We start from the raw sequence: 16,970 nt of genomic DNA, 5'->3' as shown, positions 1-16,970 counted from the left end.
CATATCGAGAACAGTTCAAATATTGCAAGCACCGATTACGAGCAATTAAACTGTAAAAATTGCGCCTTAGTAGTGCTTTGATCTTTATTGCAAAATTTGTTCCAATTCTATTTATCATCCATAATTATTAAGGTTGTAATTAAAATATCAGCATTACTGTTTTAACTCAGCTTTTAAAGCTTTGCAAAACCAGCACGGCGTCAATTTTTTATATGCCTTACTTTATTTCTAACACTTTTCTAGACGAATGGGTACATATTTATGGTACGGCGTTTTAGATAATGGATCACAATGTTCAGCGGAAATTAGACGGTTTAATTGCGGTCCTATTGGCTCTCCATCTTGAAAACGCATGCCATAACCATGTGGAAGTGAGACAACCCCTTTTCGCATTCCCTCATCAAAATCTACGGTAACCTGAATTTCTCCATGTTGTGAAATACATTTAAGCTGACCACCTGCATCTACATTAAGCTGCCTCGCATCTTCAGGATGAATTCGTAAAGCACCTTCAGCATCTACTTTTCGCCAAGCCGGGTCACGGTAAATTTGATTAGCGTTATAACTACGTCGCTCACCCGACAAAAGGATGAAAGGAAATTCTTCAACATTCACCTCATAGCTTTTCAAGGTTGTGAGTTCGCTTAACATTTCGGGAATCGCAAGACGTACTTTCTTATCTTTATAAGCAACCAATTTCCAGACTTCATCATATTCATGTTGTGATAAAACCATACCTGAACGTTGCTTTAATATCTGCTCAAATAAGTTGACACCTTGTGTTAATGGATTACCTTTATAACCTGCACGGCGTACCGCTTTGGTGTGTAACACAGCATATTGAATCGATAATGGCAATAAAAAAGCAACTGAACCAGCTGATTTTTCTAAGTGTTTACCTAAAGTGCGATAGAGAATTGAGGCTGCAAAAGGAATATATTTTTTATGCCGTGCAAAAGTGAGTCCTAATGCTGACAAATACGGTAAATAAGCTGTTTTTTTAGAATCGACTGAAGCTATTTTTTCTAAAAGTGGAAAGCGTTTTGGAATCACCTGCATGGCTTCGAGTAATCGTGTATAAATTTCGGATTCCGGCAAAGTATTCGCTTGAGCATTCAATACTGGATGTCTTAGGTGAAAGCCATTCTTAGGAAACTCAAGATTAAATCCCGTAAATTCCCATTTTTCAAACTGAGTGTGAGCCGGCAAAATGTAGTCTGCAATTCTCGCTGTTTCCGTCATAGCAACATCAACCACAACCAACAAATCTAATGATTTAAATGCTTCCTCATAAGCTGGTGTATCTGGATAAGTTAATAACGGATTACAGCTATCTACAAACACAGCGCGAATTCGCTTTTCCCCTGCTTTTAAGATTTCATCGGGTAAAATATTAGGCGGGAAGAACCCAGAAATAGGGAACATTTTATGATAAACACTACGTCTATATTTCGGCTTTCTTTCATCTGTATCGCTTAAGATTGGAATAAACATGGTATGTAAATTATTGGTACCCTGCTTTCCAAAGTTTCCAGTCACTAAGTACAGTAGTTTTTCTAAATATCCGTTTAAGGTAGTATTTAAAGTATGTTGAATACCTAAATCAATACGCACACAGCCTCTTTTAGCTTTGGCAAAATCTCGAACCACTTGGTAAATCAAATCGACTGGAACATCTGCTTTGGTAATATAGTCTTCAATCGGGACATGGTTAAATACTGTTTTTACGTCGTCAAATCCTTGCGTATGTTGCTCAATAAATGCTTCGTCATAAAGCTTTTCTTTAATAATGATCGCAATCATAGCCGACATTAAAAAAGCATCAGTCCCTGGTTTTAGCTGCACATGAATGTCTGCTTGTTTGGCCGTTTCGGTAACACGCGGGTCAAACACGACCATGGTTCGATTTGGATCTTTCTTAATATGCTTTAGCGTGTCTCGAGCGTTGGGAATGCCATGGGCCTGAAAAGGATTTGTTCCAATAAAAAGTACATAATCTGCGTGTTCAACATCTTCTGTAGTATGGCAGGCCTGACTACCGAATAGGCGGCCATTGAGCCAGAAATCACCCGTTTTTTCTTGGGCAAGTGAGTTGTATGCATAATAACTTTTCATGGCCAGCAAAAGTTGTCGACCATACGCTGCACCTAAATGATTGCCTTGACCACCGCCCCCAACCGAAGCAAAAGCAGTCCCACCAAAATCATCTCTAATCTGAACTAATTGATCGGCAATTTCTTGTATGGCAACATCCCAACCCACTTCTTGAAATGAACCATCTGGCTGACGTTTTAAAGGTGTGGTCAAACGGTCTGCGTGTTGCTGGTAATGCTGTAATCTGGCAGCTTTTTGGCAAATGTAACCTTGAGAAAAAGGATGTTTGGGATCACCTTTAATTTTGACAAACTGGTTATCTTTAATTTCGACACTTAAACCGCAGTTTCTAGAACATAAGATACATGCGGTCACATCTGTTTTACTTTGCTGAGCTGCGTCCATCATTTTTCTGGCTCCATTTATTTTTATACATCTGGCTAGAATGAAAATAACAAGTTCCAAAATAGAACTTATATATTAAATAGTCAAGAACGCATCATTTTAAATTTGTTTATAACATCACTTTAGTTTATAAATTGATAGGATTTAATGTTTAACTTGCTGTAAATATCTCTTTAAAGGCATTGATTTGTTTATATTGTTGTAGTTCATCCAGAGAGTTAATGCTATGAAAAAATAAGTTTTGTTTTTGAAATACGGCGACTTGTGCATGTAAAAGTTTAAAGCACTCTTTCAAACTTAATCGTTGTTTGTCAATTTGCTCTCGTATCGTAATCAGGCTTTCACGCTTTAATAAGCAAAATGGATATAAAGCATCTCCATTAATTGAAACATAGGCTGCCTGAGCTTGTTTATTTTTGCGTAGTGCGCTGTGTAATTTCGCAACGACTTGCGTAGGTATATACGTCACATCACAAGGAATAAACAAAACATAATCTGCTTTTACATGTGACCATGCGCTTTTCATACCCATAAGTGGGCCGAAAAAACCGGAAGCATCATCTTGAAAACACTTAATATCAGGCACAATACTTTGATAAATCGAATAATCACGATGACTATTTACCCAAATTTCAGATACAGATGACTTTAGTTTTTGATGAATTTTGAGTAGTTGGGTATCGCCATCAAATTGCTGCAACAGCTTATTTAAACCATTCATACGGCGGGCTTGTCCACCCGCCAAAATGACCAGATCAGTTACGGGATATCCCTTATTCACACTTCCACCTCTTGTTGGCAAGCTTTAATCAAGCCACGAATCTCAGGTAAACATGAACCACAGTTCCCACCTGCTTTTAAACATGCCGTAACCTGTTTTTCATGGGTAATGTTTTGTGTTTTTATCACGTCGATAATTTTATTCTTACCTACTTTAAAACAACTACACACTAAAGGCCCATCATTATTAGTAGCCGACATTGGCATACCCGCTAGTAAAGCTTTTCGGTGCAAGGCGCTCAAACGTTCTCGTTTAAACAGACTCGCAACCCAATCACGGTCTGGTAATAAATCTGGCGGTGCAATATATAGACTTGCAATTACAATGCCATCTTTCAAAATAACGCTATGGCTCAGTTGTGAAGAGATATCTTCTATACTTAACCATTCAAAGGTTTCATCGGCAAATGGCAAAAAGCTTTTCAGGTTCTTTTGAGTATCGTGAAAAGTTTGGCGGTCTGCAAGTTCATAACGGTTGGTTTTAACCATTTTGACCTTGGTCCACCATGCACAGTGATGCAGCGATCCTTGAATATGCGAATCATATCCTTCACGAATATAGAGCACACCTTGCCAAGTGGTATAGAACGGCTGAATAGTTACAGGCGTATGTTTGAACTCTGGTTCACCTGAAATTGCATCAACTTCTGGATTAACGACTTTACCAATACGGGCGTCGGATGCGACCTGTTCAGTCCAGTGAATCGGTGCAAAAATTTGACCACGACGTACACCCGATGAGAAGGTCACACGTAGTACACAACTGCCCCATTTCGAGCGAACTTCGAGCAAACCTTGGTCACGTACACCAAACTTCAATGCATCACTCGGATGAATTTCACAGAATGGTTCAGCACGGTGACTGGTTAAATTTGGTGACAAACCAGTACGAGTCATGGTGTGCCATTGATCACGAATACGACCTGTGTTCAAAATGAGCGGATAATCTTCTGAAACTGCATGTACTGGATCAATGGCAACCGTCGGAATCAATTTTGCCTTGGCATTTTTATGACTAAACTGGCCCTTGCCAAACAGTTGTTGAACAACTTTAGTGTCTTGTTTTTTATCCCATACTGGCCATTGAATTGGTTGCAGAGCATCGTACTCAGCATTACTTAGGTTCATTAAACCTTTCAGGTTGAAATAACGAAAGTTATTACTCTCTTCTCGCACATCCATGTCTGCATTGTCTTGTGCAGATAACGCCGCATGCTCATTAAAGATGTCACTTGCACTCGTATAGTCAAAACCTTTAAAGCCCAATTTCTTCGCAACTTGACTCACCGACCACCAGTCTGCTTTTGCTTCACCCGGCGCAGGCAAGAACGCACGTTGGCGTGAAATACGGCGCTCAGAGTTAGTAACGGTTCCATCTTTTTCACCCCAACCTAAAGCTGGAAGCAAAACATCGGCGTAAGCCGTAGTATCGGTATCGGCACAGATATCTGACACAACGACTAATTCACATTTCTCTAATGCACGTTTCACCTGATCGGCATCTGGCAAACTCACCACTGGATTAGTTGCCATAATCCAGATGGCTTTAATTTTTCCAACTTCAACAGCACGGAACAAATCAACAGCTTTTAAGCCAGCTTGAGTTGCAATAAATGGGCTGTCCCAAAAGGTTTGCACTACTTTTTGATGTAAAGGGTTATCTAAGTCCATGTGTGCCGCTAGCATGTTGGCTAAGCCACCCACTTCTCGACCACCCATCGCATTGGGCTGGCCTGTCATTGAGAATGGTGCAGCGCCGAGCTTACCAATTTTGCCTGTTAGTAAATGGCAGTTAATAATGCTGTTGGCTTTATTTACACCCTGACTTGATTGATTCACACCCATTGAAAATAGCGTGATTACTTTTTCAGTCTGCGCAAATTTCTCAAAGAACTGCTGTAATTTATCGAGTGCAATTCCCGTACGCTTTGCTACATATTCAATATCGGCTTCTGGCTGACTACTTGCCAAAACCTCTTGCAAACCTTCAGTATAGCTATCTACAAAGGCCTGATCAGCGTTCCCATTTTGATATAAATATTGGAATAGACCGTTGAACAATGCGACATCTTGGCCCGGTAAAATCGGCAAATGTAAATCAGCTTGTTCACAGGTACTGGTAAAGCGTGGGTCAATCACGACCACAAACATATCTGGATTTTGGCTTTTAGCCTGCATAATCCGCTGATACAGCACAGGATGGCACCATGCGGTATTGGAACCAACCAAAACCACCATATCTGCATGTTCAAAATCTTCATAACTTGCAGGCACAATATCTTCACCGAAACTCCGTTTGTGACCTGCCACCGCAGATGACATGCAAAGGCGTGAGTTGGTATCAATATTTGCAGTACCCAAATAGCCTTTTACAAACTTATTCACCACATAATAGTCTTCAGTCAAAAGCTGACCTGAAACATAAAATGCAATGCTGTCACGACCATATTGATCGATACAAGATTGGAATTTATCGGCAATTTTATTAATGGCGGCATCCCATGTCGTTACCACCCGATCAGCTTTTCGTCCCATCATTGGTTGTAAAACACGTGTTTCTAACCCCAAAGTATCCGCAAGTCGGCTACCTTTAATACATAAGCGTCCAAAGTTGGAAGGATGCTCGGCATCCCCCTCAACTTGTACCAGAGGTCCTTGAGGTTTTTGTTGGACGTTTACGCTAACACCACAGCCCACCCCACAATATGGACATGTTGTTTTGATTGTTTTTGCAACATGATCGGAGCTATCAACTTCAACGCTTGGGATACTATTCATAACTGCTCCTTTCCCTATTTAGCCTGCATTTTTTAATGCAAAATCTCGACCAAATAGCAGTTTATTTCTGAATGAAGAAACAGGTGTTTGGTCTGCAATTAACTCTGCATACCACATGCCATCTTCAGTATCACCAAACAATACTGCACCGATTACTCGATCGCTTTGAATGATAATACGCTTATAAATCTGGCGTTTTTCATCGTTCAGGATAATGTCTTCATAATCATCTTTCGGCTCAAAGTTACCCGCAGAGAATACATCGACTCCACTCACCTTTAACTGAGTCGGCACGGTCGGAGCTTTAAAAGTTAAGCTGCCGTGTTCTGCTAAATGGGTCGCGCAAATAAAAGCTTGGCCCCATAGTGGCTCAACCAAACCAAAAGTTTGACCACGATGTTCAATACACTCTCCAACTGCATAAATACTTGGGTCAAATGTTTGCATGGTGTCATTTACCAATACACCACGATTGCAACGTAAACCAGCACTTTGTGCCAAAGCAATATTCGGACGGATACCCACAGCGAACACCACAAGGTCAGCATCTAACACTGTGCCATCTTTCAAACGGATTTGCTTCACATGCCCATTTTCATCACCAATTAACGCTTCGGTATTGGCTTCGGTAAGGATTTGAATACCTTTTTGTTCAATGCTATGACGTAATAACTGACTTGCACGCCCATCAAGTTGACGTTCCATAATACGGTCCATCAAATGCAGGACTGTGACATTCATACCACGTTGTTTTAAACCGTACGCCGCTTCTAAACCGAGTAAACCGCCACCAATCACGACTGCATTAGTTTTTGAACCACAGTATTCAATCATCGTGTTAACGTCATAAATATCGCGGAAAGTTAACACCCCTTTTAGGTCAACACCTTGAACTGGTGGAATAAATGGTGCCGAACCTGTTGCCAGGATCAAACGATCATAATCAACTGTCTGGCCTTTTTCGGTGTAAACCACTTTACGTGGGCGATCAATTTTTACGGCTTTATCACCGGCAATAAATTTAATGCCTTTATCGTCATACCACTTTGGTGGATGCAACATAATGTCTTCAATGGTTTTTTCACCCGATAAAACCGGAGACAACATAATACGGTTATAGTTACCCCATGGTTCTTCACCAATCACCGTAACTTCATAACGATCTGGTGCCATATCAAGTAAATCTTCCAGACAACGCATCCCTGCCAAACCATTCCCGATCAACACCAGTTTAAGTTTGTCTTGTGATACACCTGTATTGGTAATATAAGTTTTCTGCGGCACCGCATTGACCCAAACACGGCCATCAACAATTTTGCTCGGGTAAACCGCCAATTTTTGGTCTTTATCTTCTAAACAACGGCCCGTTGCCAAACTAAAATGTTGTTTATAGATTGGCGATGCAATGACACGCTCACCTTGTAAATCTCCGATAATGCCGCGGCTCATGACATTCGCTTGGCTAAACGGATCTTTATTACTCAGCACGTAAACACGTTTTTCATGTCCTACACGGAAAATCGCAACAGCCTGTCCAGCCACGAGCGCACCCGCGCCAGTGTTTGGGGTTAAATCATCGAGCGCACACACATCAATCCATTGATCATCAGGAAGCATATTTTTGTCTTGTACAATATTCATAGAAACTCTCCTTTATGCTTCAACCATTGGAATACGGTCTTCTGAACGTTCAGCTTCAGTTAATGGGCGAATTTGACCACGTTCAGTTGTAAATTGAATGTGCGGATCAGCCTGCTCATTTGCACCTGCGTTGATATACGTTTGGAAGCGTTTGCGAACTTCAGGATTTTCCACCGCAGTACGCCATTCGTCTTGATATGTGCCAATAATGTGTTCCATACGGCGCTCGAGCTCGGCAGCCAAACCAAGTGAATCGTCCACCACTACAGATTTAAGGTAATCTAAACCACCTTCCATGTTGTCGCGCCATACACTGGTACGTTGTAAACGGTCTGCAGTTTGGATGTAGAACATATAGAAACGGTCGATGTAACGGATGAGCGTTGCTTTATCAAGGTCAGATGCAAGTAACTCGGCATGACGTGGTTTCATACCACCGTTACCACAGACATAAAGGTTCCAACCTTTTTCGGTCGCGATAATACCAACGTCTTTACCTTGCGCTTCCGCACACTCACGAGTACAGCCAGACACTGCCATTTTTAATTTATGTGGTGAACGTAAACCTTTGTAGCGGTTTTCAAGCTCAATCGCCAAACCAACCGAGTTGTCTACCCCGTAACGGCACCATGTACTACCCACACAAGATTTCACGGTACGCAATGATTTACCGTAAGCATGACCAGACTCGAAACCAGCAGCATTTAATTCTTCCCAAATGAATGGAAGCTCATGAACTTGCGCACCGAACATGTCAACACGTTGACCGCCAGTAATTTTGGTGTACAAGTTATATTTCTTCGCAATTTGACCAATCGCGATTAAACCATCTGGAGTCACTTCACCACCTGCCATACGCGGTACAACCGAGTAAGAACCGTCTTTTTGGATGTTACCCAAATAGTAGTCATTACTATCTTGTAAGCCTGCATGGCTTGGCTCAAGGACGAAATCGTTCCAGCAAGATGCCAAAATATTTGCGGCAGCAGGTTTACAGATATCGCACCCTAGACCATGACCATGTTGATGAATCAAATCATCGAATGTCTTAATTTCATTGACACGAACCAAGTGATACAACTCTTGACGCGAGTACGGAAAGTGTTCGCAAATGTGATTGTTTACAGTTACACCTTGACGTTGTAACTCTGACTTTAAAACTTGAGTCACTAATGGTGCACAACCACCACAAGCAGTTGCTGCTTTGGTGCATTTCTTTAATGCACCTAAAGAGGTCGAACCATCACTAATCGCTTGGCAGATGTCTGCTTTTGATACGTTGTTACATGAACAGATTGTTGCGCTATCAGGCAACAAATCTACACCGCTACCACCAGATTTTCCTGCCGACTGCTCAAATCCCGGCATAATTAAGCTTTCAGGAACTTCCGGTAAAACCAGACCGTTTAACATCATTTGTAAAAGGTCGTTGTATTCTTTGGCGTCGCCCACCAAAACCGCGCCCAACAATTTGGTTTTATCTGCATTTACAACAATCTTTTTATAAACCAGTGCATGCTCATCTGCATAGAAATAACTTAATGCACCCGGAGTCATGGCATGCGCATCACCTACAGAAGCAACATCAACACCCATCAACTTCAATTTAGTGCTCATGTCTGCACCAGCGAAGCAGTGACATTCTTCATTTAAAATGTGTTTTGCTGCAATACGTGCCATGTCATAGCCCGGTGCAACCAAGCCATAAATTTTGTTTTGCCAAAGCGCACATTCACCAATGGCATAAATGTTTTGATCTGACGTTTGGCAATAATCATTAATGACGATACCACCACGTTCACCAATCGCCAAACCACTGTTGCGTGCGAGTTCATCACGTGGACGAATCCCAGCAGAGAATAAAATGACATCTGCTTCAAGCTCGCTACCATCTGCAAATTTCATTACATGTGTAGTGCTGTTGCCACATTCGATAGATTGCGTCGCTTTTTGTGTATGAACTTTTACACCTAAATCTTCAATTTTACGGCGTAAAACTTTACCACCTAAGTCATCAATTTGAACTGCCATTAAACGTGGTGCAAATTCAACAACATGTGTTTCCAAGTTAAGATCACGCAATGCTTTTGCAGCTTCAAGACCGAGTAAACCACCACCAATCACCACACCTGTTTTAGCACTTAAACTTGCTGCACGAATCGCGTCTAAATCTTCAATCGTACGGTAAACAAAGCAGTTTTCACGGTCATTACCCGGAATTGGTGGAACGAATGCATACGAACCAGTTGCCAACACCAATTTGTCATAGCTGATGACATCACCATGATTGGTTGTGACTGTTTGTGCTGCTGTATCAATTGCAGTTGCTTTGGTATTTAGACGCAGGTCAATACCATGAGCATCAGCAAAGTCAAAACGGGCTAAAGATAAATCTTTTGCTGATTTCCCAGAGAAATATTCTGTCAAATGTACACGGTCATACGCGATACGAGGTTCTTCTGCAAGAATCGTGATTTCCAGTTCATCATCTGCTTTTTCTAAAATGGCTTCGATGAATTTGTGGCCCACCATACCATGACCAATCATTACCAATTTCATAGTGTTTCTCCTCAAATCACGTTGCTTTTAAGCTGCGTTATTGCGTTCTCAAATAGACGTTGTTTTTTTGCCTTGTGTTCTACCGAGAAGCGAATCAATCTCACAAAGCATTTAGCTGCTTGGAATCCATTTTTCCCACTTGTTGATGACACCCAATGCACAGCAAAGTCATAAAAAGAAATAAAAAAAGCGAGCCCCCTCATAGAGAAGGCTCGCATCGCTGGAACTGAAAAATTAAATAATTCAGATGTAACTTTTTTATGCAATAAAAATAAAGACATGGCCTTCACTCCGACTGAACGTAAATTCCTTGTGTGTACAGTTGCACTCACAAATTCGATCAGAACGGACATCGTTGGCCGTCTTTAAAACTTATGGTCGTCTTCGACCTGTAATTAAGTAAGCATTTTGCATGCCAATTGTTTTAAAATTCGAAATTGATAATTTTTATATTTATTTTCATATAGATATAAATTTTCTTCTTCTCATATAAAAATAATGTCTTATTCAATTTGCACCAAAGCTCTACATTTAAATGGTTTAAATAGAAATACGTCTTGCCACAAAATGAATCATCTTCTTGCACTAATATTGATCATATCGATTTTTTGACTTCTTAAATTGCCAATAAATCCTGATTTTTAGTTTAGTTTTGGATGGCACTAATCTTGCTTAAAACTGAATAACAAAAAACGCGTCGAATTGGCGCATTTTCTTAGCCTGATTTTCTGACCTTATGCCAAAACTCAAAATAGCTCTTATTGATGATGATCATGCGCGGGCCGACTATATAAAAAACAGTCTGCTTGAAAATGACTTTGAAGTGGTTGCCTGCCTTACTTTGGACCACTTAAATATTTTTCGTCTTGAAGATTTACAAGCCGATGTGATTTTGCTCGATATGGATCATCCTCATCGTGACATTATTGAAAGCTGTGTAAGTAGTTATGACCTACCAACCGTTCTATTCACTAAAAATTCAGATAAAGACACCATCAAACAAGCCATAGATGCGGGAGTAACTGCTTATATTGTAGATGGCATAGACCCTGCCCGCTTACATACCATTTTAGAAATCTCGATTGAGCAATATAAAAAGCATAAAAAGCTTGAAGGTGACTTAAAAGAAGCTCAAACCAAATTGGCAGATCGTAAAGATGTTGAAAAGGCCAAAGTATTACTCATGCAACTGCATGGCTTACCTGAAGATACAGCCTTTCAATTACTCAGGAAAAATGCCATGAGTCATCGTATAACCATTGGGGAAATGGCGAGGCGTTTACTTGATGCCCAAAAATTACTAAATGATCAACTAAAGGATGAATAAATGAGCACATTAGAAAAGACTCAATTGCAACTCGGCTATATTCCTTTACTTGATTGTCTTGCATTGCTTTGGGCAAAACAGCAAGGTTTCTTCGAAGAAGTCGGTTTAGATGTTACTTTAGTTAAAGAAGCATCATGGGCAAGTCTACGCGACCGTTTGGCTTTTGGCTTATTGGATGCCGCACATTGTTTATCTGCCATGCTTCCTGCCGCAGCAGTGGGTGCCGACCAAATTGGTATTGCACTGCAAACTCCTCTCATTTTAAGTAAAAACCGTGCTTTTATTAGCTTAAGCCAAAAATTAATTCATCAACTGGCTATTAAAGAAAATGAGGATGCTCAAGCAACAGCCCTAAAAGTAACTCAATACATTCAAGCAGATCATCCTTTGTCCTTAGCCCATGTATTTAAACATTCAATTCATCATTATTGTTTAAGAGAATGGCTCGCTTTGGCAGACTCTAAAATAGCTCAAACGCTCAAGCTCAAAGCACTTCCACCACCATATATGGTCGAAGCTTTAGATAACCATGTGATTGATGGTTTTTGTGTAGGAGAGCCTTGGAATACACAAGGCGAACTTTTAGGTCTAAGTAAAATCGTATGCTCAAGTCAGGACATTATTCCCAATGTGGCAGATAAAGTTCTCGCAGTAACTCAAGAGTGGGCTGAACAGCATCCTCAAACTTTAATTGCACTCACAACAGCAATTATGAAAGCTCAAAAAGAATTAAGTGACTTGAAAGATTTTGTACCTGTCTTAAAGTTGTTAGTCGAGTTTGGAATTGTCCGATTTCATTGTTCTGAAGAAGTGCATGTCGATAAATATTATATGATTCAAAATATTGTAAAGCACTTGGTTAAAGAAAATGCTGCCCCTCAACCTGAAGACTTTCATTGGCTATTTGAACAAATGCAAAAATGGGAAAAACTTCAATTAACCCCTGCTCAAATCATAGAACTAAGTAACCAATGCATCAATCTTGATTGCTACAATCAAGCTAAGCACTAAGAAATACTAAAACTCAATCATCATAAAAAAAGCTGTCTTTTTAACAAAGACAGCTTGAAAGACCCATAAGACAAATGCGTTATACGCATTACTATATTTAAAGGACTCAACCCATCTATTAAATATAGTTCTTATGGTTTCGATCATAACCAACTAAAACTTATCATTTTCAGACATTTCCATATCAATAACTGCCACTTATTCAATTTCGTTAATCATTCTTAGCCTTTTAAGAAAGTACTCAAATAGTCCTCTCTTTTTATTTATGCATTAAACCTATCTATGATCTCTACAAAATAGTGATACACAAATTATGTAGGTCAGGTCATAAATTTTATTGCTTCAAAGAACTTTCAAACATTCGTCTTAATTAAATTAATTTTTTTAGCTAAAAAGTAATTTCTTGCCTATCTAATTATATTTAAAACATTTATTAATTTCTAACTTCATAAAATATAAATATTATGATTCAAATAATTACACAAAAAAAATTAGTGAAAAATCCTATAAGTCCCCTGTATTTTGCGTTACAAACCGCAACAATCATGGCACAAATGGTAATAATAATTAAATTAATAATCATTATCATTCACATCACATAAAAACCTGAGAAGATCTACCATGATCCATGAAAATATTCTCGAATGCATAGGTAAAACGCCACTATTACAACTATCAAGGCTGTTCACGCATCAATCAGTCTCAGTGATTGCGAAAATGGAATTGTTAAACCCAGGAGGAAGTATTAAAGACCGTCCAGCATTATTCATGCTACAGGAAGGCCTAAAATCTGGAGTCATTAATAAAGATAGTCATATTGTTGAAAGTTCATCAGGGAACTTAGCGATTGCGCTTGCAATGGCTTGCAAAATATATGGATTAAAATTTACTGCCGTTATTGACCCCAAAATTGCCTCAGCAAACTTACAAATGTTGAAGCTTTATAAAGCCAATATCGAGATGGTCTCTGAAAAAGATCAAAACGGCGGTTATTTAAAAACCAGAATTGACACTGTAAAGCGACTCTGCCAACAGCTTCCAAATGCTGTTTGGATTAATCAGTATGCAAACCCCAATAACTGGAAAAGCCATTATTTTGGAGAAGCAGAAGAAATCCTAAATCAAATTGATCGCAAGATTGATTACCTCGTGATTGGAGCAAGTACCTCCGGCACGATTATGGGCGTGTCTCGTCGCCTTAAAGAAAAGTTCCCTGAATTAAAAGTCATCGCAGTCGATATTGTCGGCTCCGTCTTGTTCGGTGGCACATCTGGTCCACGCGAAATTCCCGGTATTGGTGCAAGTACAGTCCCACCGCTGCTCTCCCCCGATGAAATTGATGATGTCATTTATGTAGATGACTATGAATCGGCACTCGGTTGCAGAGAACTACTTGAACATGAAGGAATTTTTGCAGGTGGTTCGAGCGGCTCATCTATTTCAGCCATCAAAAAACTGATTCCAACCATTCCCGCTGGATCATGCGTCTTAACACTATTGCCCGATCGCGGCGATCGTTACCTCGATCTGGTTTATGAAGATGAATGGTTCGAAATGATCAAGAAGCGGCACTTCAATCGAAACGTACGACGCCAAGAAAACCTTACTTTACAAAATGTTGTTTAACCTTCTCCTTAGGACATATTCATGAGCAATTTGGCTACCCTTCGCTACTTAAGTCAATCAGATTTATTAAATCTGGGCGCAAATCATAGTAATTCATTTATTGAAGCGATTACTGAAGGTTTAACCCTGCATGCAAATAAACAGTTTGTACAACCCTTAAAACCTTATCTTCGCTGGCAAGGTGCAGACCATATTGCCGACCGTATTATTGCAATGCCTTGTTATTTAGGCGGCAACGACCCGATTGCCGGAATCAAATGGATTGGTTCAAGACAACATAACCCTAAAAAATTCAATATTCCGCGTGCCAGTGCATTAATTGTTTTAAATGACTCAGAAACAAATTATCCAGTTGCAGTGATGGAAGGCAGCCTCATCAGTGCCATGCGAACTGCTGCAATTACCGGTGTTTCTATTAAGTATTTAGCAAAAAAAGACTTTTCAGACATTACCGTGATTGGCTGCGGACCGATTGCTCAAATGCAAATTAAGACTGTGCTTGAACAATATGCTCAAGTGAAAAAAATCCATTTATTTGATGTGAACCCTGAAGCAGCTGAAAAACTCAAAGCACTGTTCTTATCGGAATATCCACATCTAGAAATTGAAATTCATGACAGTGCTAAGTCTGCGATTCAGCAAGCCGATGTCCTCATTACCTGTACCGTTTCAGATAAGCCTTACATTCCATTTGAGTGGCTTAAAAAAGGCTGCTTTGTTTCAAACATTTCAATTATGGATATCGAGCCCGAAGTCTTCTTAAAAGTGGACAAAGTCATTGTGGATGACTGGGACCAATCAAACCGAGAAAAGAAAGTCATCAACGTGCTGGTTGAGGATGGCTTATTCAGCCGTGAAAAACTACATGCTGAACTTGGCGACATCATTATTGGTCATAAAAGCGGCCGCGAACACGAAGATGAAATCATTTTGCTCAACCCAATGGGCATGGCGATTGACGATATTGTCTGCGCTAAATGGTTCTTCAATGCTGCACAAGAACAAAACGTTGGCACGGTTCTACCGCTTTTATAAGAATAGGAATAACTAAAATGTTAGATCGGATTTACACAGCACAACTACAAAAAACGATAGATGCACTCTACATGGAGAATTATGGAGATTTTAAAGATCATATTTCCTATAAAAAGCCTTATCTGGCAATTACTCTCAATGATGAGTTGGAACTCTATTTCAGCTGTTTAAAAGTAGATGGTGTAAATCCTTTCTATATTACCCAACCCGAAGTTTTGCTTCATAACCTCTTAAGTAATACAACTTCTAAAATTTCGATCTCTGAAGTTTTTAACTATTTAACTAAAGCAACTTGGTGGCCTTCACCACACCATCAAAAAGCGATTAATTATTGGCTAGATAACTTAGTAACGGCTGAAAGAATTCCTCAAATTTTACAGTCAGCCCTTTCATTTTCTTCGCCTTTAATTACTAGTGAATTGCTATCGTTGGTAGCTGATCGTCCATTTCATCCGTTCGCTCACTCAAAAGGTGAACTTGCACCACTCACAACTCAAAAAGAAATTGAGGTGTACTGGTGGGCATTTAAGAAAGATGACGTGATCAACAATATGGAGTCGATTCCTCACAAAGAGCTTCTATTATCAGAAGTTGAGGAAAGTCATATTGCTGACAAAATAGCTGAGCTTTCAGATGATTACTTAGCCCTGCCTTTGTTAGAGACGCAACATCGCTATTTAAAGTTTGAAGAAAATAAGTACGACGGTATTGACCTAAACCATGTCACCACAATTGGTTTACCGACTTCTTCTTTAAGAACGCTTGTTCACAACGCAAACCCGACTTTGCATTTAAAACTCTCAACCAATGCCAAGACATTAGGTGCAATCCGCTCTATGCCGGGCCGTTATTTAATGAATGGTCATACGGCTTATGATTTTTTAAATGACGTCATTAATGAAACTGCTTTATTAAACAATCGTCTCTTTTTGAGTAATGAAACACATTGGTGGGTGCTGGGTAAACAAGAGCCGATTGTAAAAAATTTAGGTGTAATCGGTTGCCAAGTCCGACATTTACCTGACTTTTGCCGAGACAAAAATGTCACGCCAATCACTATGTCAGCTTTAAGCTGTACCTATGTCGACCCATGGGAAGCTTTAGGCGTTGAAGGTGACAAATGGTCATTACTAAAAGACTTAAGTGTTCATTTTATTCAAACATTCTTAACGCTTTGGGCAAAAGGAATCATGCCTGAATGCCACGGGCAAAACACCATGGTGTGTTATGAAAATAATAAGTTGAAATGCTTTATTTTGCGTGACCACGACACCTTAAGAATATGCACCACAGCCATTAAAGAAAATGGTTTTACACCCCCAGTTTATACCATCGATACCAGCACGCCGAACAATCTTATCTTTACTAAAAATGAAGACTTATTTAATTACTTCATTACCTTAGGCATTCAAATTAACCTCTACCCGATTGCTTTAGCGACCTTGAAATATACAGATCGTACAGAAAGCGATTTTTGGGAAATGGTTCAAGATATTATTCAAGATTTTGTAGAAACCCAACCTATTTCAGAACAAACAAAATCTCAAATTCAAACCTATTTTTTTGACAATAAGACTTGGCCATTCAAACAGCTACTTACGCCTTTACTTGCGCAAGAAAGCGACTCTACAGGCATGCCAAGTAAAATCGGAACTACGCCAAACCCTTATCACAGCTTATCTGTTTCTAGCTATGAGACCATGGATATCTAAAT

The 16,970-nt window shown here is 39.7% G+C and carries 11 protein-coding genes; 5 read left to right on the top strand and 6 right to left on the bottom strand.

Annotation, left to right across the window (positions count from 1 at the left end; translation table 11 throughout):
- Positions 1-228: 228 nt before the first annotated feature.
- The 6 genes from ACXM0J_RS09600 to ACXM0J_RS09575 form a co-directional block, all read right to left on the bottom strand.
- On the bottom strand, positions 229-2,502 hold the full coding sequence (locus tag ACXM0J_RS09600) for a molybdopterin-dependent oxidoreductase (RefSeq protein ID WP_086265627.1): 2,274 nt from the start codon (positions 2,500-2,502) through the stop codon (positions 229-231).
- A 148-nt stretch (positions 2,503-2,650) separates the two neighbouring features.
- On the bottom strand, positions 2,651-3,280 hold the full coding sequence (gene mobA, locus ACXM0J_RS09595; protein ID WP_057086238.1) for a molybdenum cofactor guanylyltransferase: 630 nt from the start codon (positions 3,278-3,280) through the stop codon (positions 2,651-2,653).
- On the bottom strand, positions 3,277-6,057 hold the full coding sequence (locus ACXM0J_RS09590; protein ID WP_086265628.1) for a nitrate reductase: 2,781 nt from the start codon (positions 6,055-6,057) through the stop codon (positions 3,277-3,279). The genes mobA and ACXM0J_RS09590 overlap by 4 nt, the downstream gene beginning before the upstream one ends.
- An 18-nt stretch (positions 6,058-6,075) precedes the next feature.
- Positions 6,076-7,698 carry a nitrite reductase small subunit NirD gene (gene nirD, locus ACXM0J_RS09585; RefSeq protein WP_086265629.1) on the bottom strand — a complete coding sequence of 541 codons (1,623 nt, stop codon included), beginning with the start codon at positions 7,696-7,698 and terminating at the stop codon, positions 6,076-6,078.
- A gap of 12 nt (positions 7,699-7,710) precedes the next feature.
- Positions 7,711-10,257, bottom strand: a complete 2,547-nt coding sequence (gene nirB, locus ACXM0J_RS09580; RefSeq protein WP_086265630.1) for a nitrite reductase large subunit NirB — start codon at positions 10,255-10,257, stop codon at positions 7,711-7,713.
- A gap of 11 nt (positions 10,258-10,268) precedes the next feature.
- Positions 10,269-10,538: a hypothetical protein gene (locus ACXM0J_RS09575; RefSeq protein WP_316249391.1), complete on the bottom strand. Its 270-nt coding sequence runs from the start codon at positions 10,536-10,538 to the stop codon at positions 10,269-10,271.
- 455 nt (positions 10,539-10,993) lie between these two features.
- Here ACXM0J_RS09575 and ACXM0J_RS09570 point away from each other — a divergent pair, with 455 nt between their 5' ends.
- The 5 genes from ACXM0J_RS09570 (at position 10,994) to ACXM0J_RS09550 (ending at position 16,968) form a co-directional block, all read left to right on the top strand.
- Positions 10,994-11,584, top strand: a complete 591-nt coding sequence (locus ACXM0J_RS09570; protein ID WP_001125253.1) for an ANTAR domain-containing response regulator — start codon at positions 10,994-10,996, stop codon at positions 11,582-11,584.
- Entirely contained in the window at positions 11,585-12,595 is a 1,011-nt protein-coding gene (locus ACXM0J_RS09565; RefSeq protein WP_086265632.1) for an ABC transporter substrate-binding protein, read from the top strand.
- 621 nt (positions 12,596-13,216) lie between these two features.
- Positions 13,217-14,221 (top strand): 2,3-diaminopropionate biosynthesis protein SbnA, encoded by a 1,005-nt coding sequence (gene sbnA, locus ACXM0J_RS09560; protein ID WP_086265633.1) that lies wholly within the window; start codon positions 13,217-13,219, stop codon positions 14,219-14,221.
- A gap of 21 nt (positions 14,222-14,242) precedes the next feature.
- Positions 14,243-15,256 (top strand): 2,3-diaminopropionate biosynthesis protein SbnB, encoded by a 1,014-nt coding sequence (gene sbnB, locus ACXM0J_RS09555; protein ID WP_086265634.1) that lies wholly within the window; start codon positions 14,243-14,245, stop codon positions 15,254-15,256.
- A 71-nt stretch (positions 15,257-15,327) separates the two neighbouring features.
- Entirely contained in the window at positions 15,328-16,968 is a 1,641-nt protein-coding gene (locus ACXM0J_RS09550; protein WP_086265644.1) for an IucA/IucC family protein, read from the top strand.
- Positions 16,969-16,970 lie beyond the last annotated feature (2 nt).

The sequence above is a fragment of the Acinetobacter sp. GRABPA_MV_2 genome (assembly GCF_056725885.1).
The sequence above is the reverse complement of the archived record's forward strand: the minus strand, read 5'-3'. Positions and strand labels throughout refer to the sequence as shown.

What these genes read in the sequence shown, in the direction of transcription:
- ACXM0J_RS09600 (WP_086265627.1), bottom strand. Translation starts at nt 2,502, where the DNA reads ATGATGGACGCAGCTCAGCAAAGTAAAACAGATGTGACCGCATGTATC.
- ACXM0J_RS09590 (WP_086265628.1), bottom strand. Translation starts at nt 6,057, where the DNA reads ATGAATAGTATCCCAAGCGTTGAAGTTGATAGCTCCGATCATGTTGCA.
- nirD (WP_086265629.1), bottom strand. Translation starts at nt 7,698, where the DNA reads ATGAATATTGTACAAGACAAAAATATGCTTCCTGATGATCAATGGATT.
- nirB (WP_086265630.1), bottom strand. Translation starts at nt 10,257, where the DNA reads ATGAAATTGGTAATGATTGGTCATGGTATGGTGGGCCACAAATTCATC.
- ACXM0J_RS09575 (WP_316249391.1), bottom strand. Translation starts at nt 10,538, where the DNA reads ATGTCTTTATTTTTATTGCATAAAAAAGTTACATCTGAATTATTTAAT.
- ACXM0J_RS09570 (WP_001125253.1), top strand. Translation starts at nt 10,994, where the DNA reads ATGCCAAAACTCAAAATAGCTCTTATTGATGATGATCATGCGCGGGCC.
- ACXM0J_RS09565 (WP_086265632.1), top strand. Translation starts at nt 11,585, where the DNA reads ATGAGCACATTAGAAAAGACTCAATTGCAACTCGGCTATATTCCTTTA.
- sbnA (WP_086265633.1), top strand. Translation starts at nt 13,217, where the DNA reads ATGATCCATGAAAATATTCTCGAATGCATAGGTAAAACGCCACTATTA.
- sbnB (WP_086265634.1), top strand. Translation starts at nt 14,243, where the DNA reads ATGAGCAATTTGGCTACCCTTCGCTACTTAAGTCAATCAGATTTATTA.
- ACXM0J_RS09550 (WP_086265644.1), top strand. Translation starts at nt 15,328, where the DNA reads ATGGAGAATTATGGAGATTTTAAAGATCATATTTCCTATAAAAAGCCT.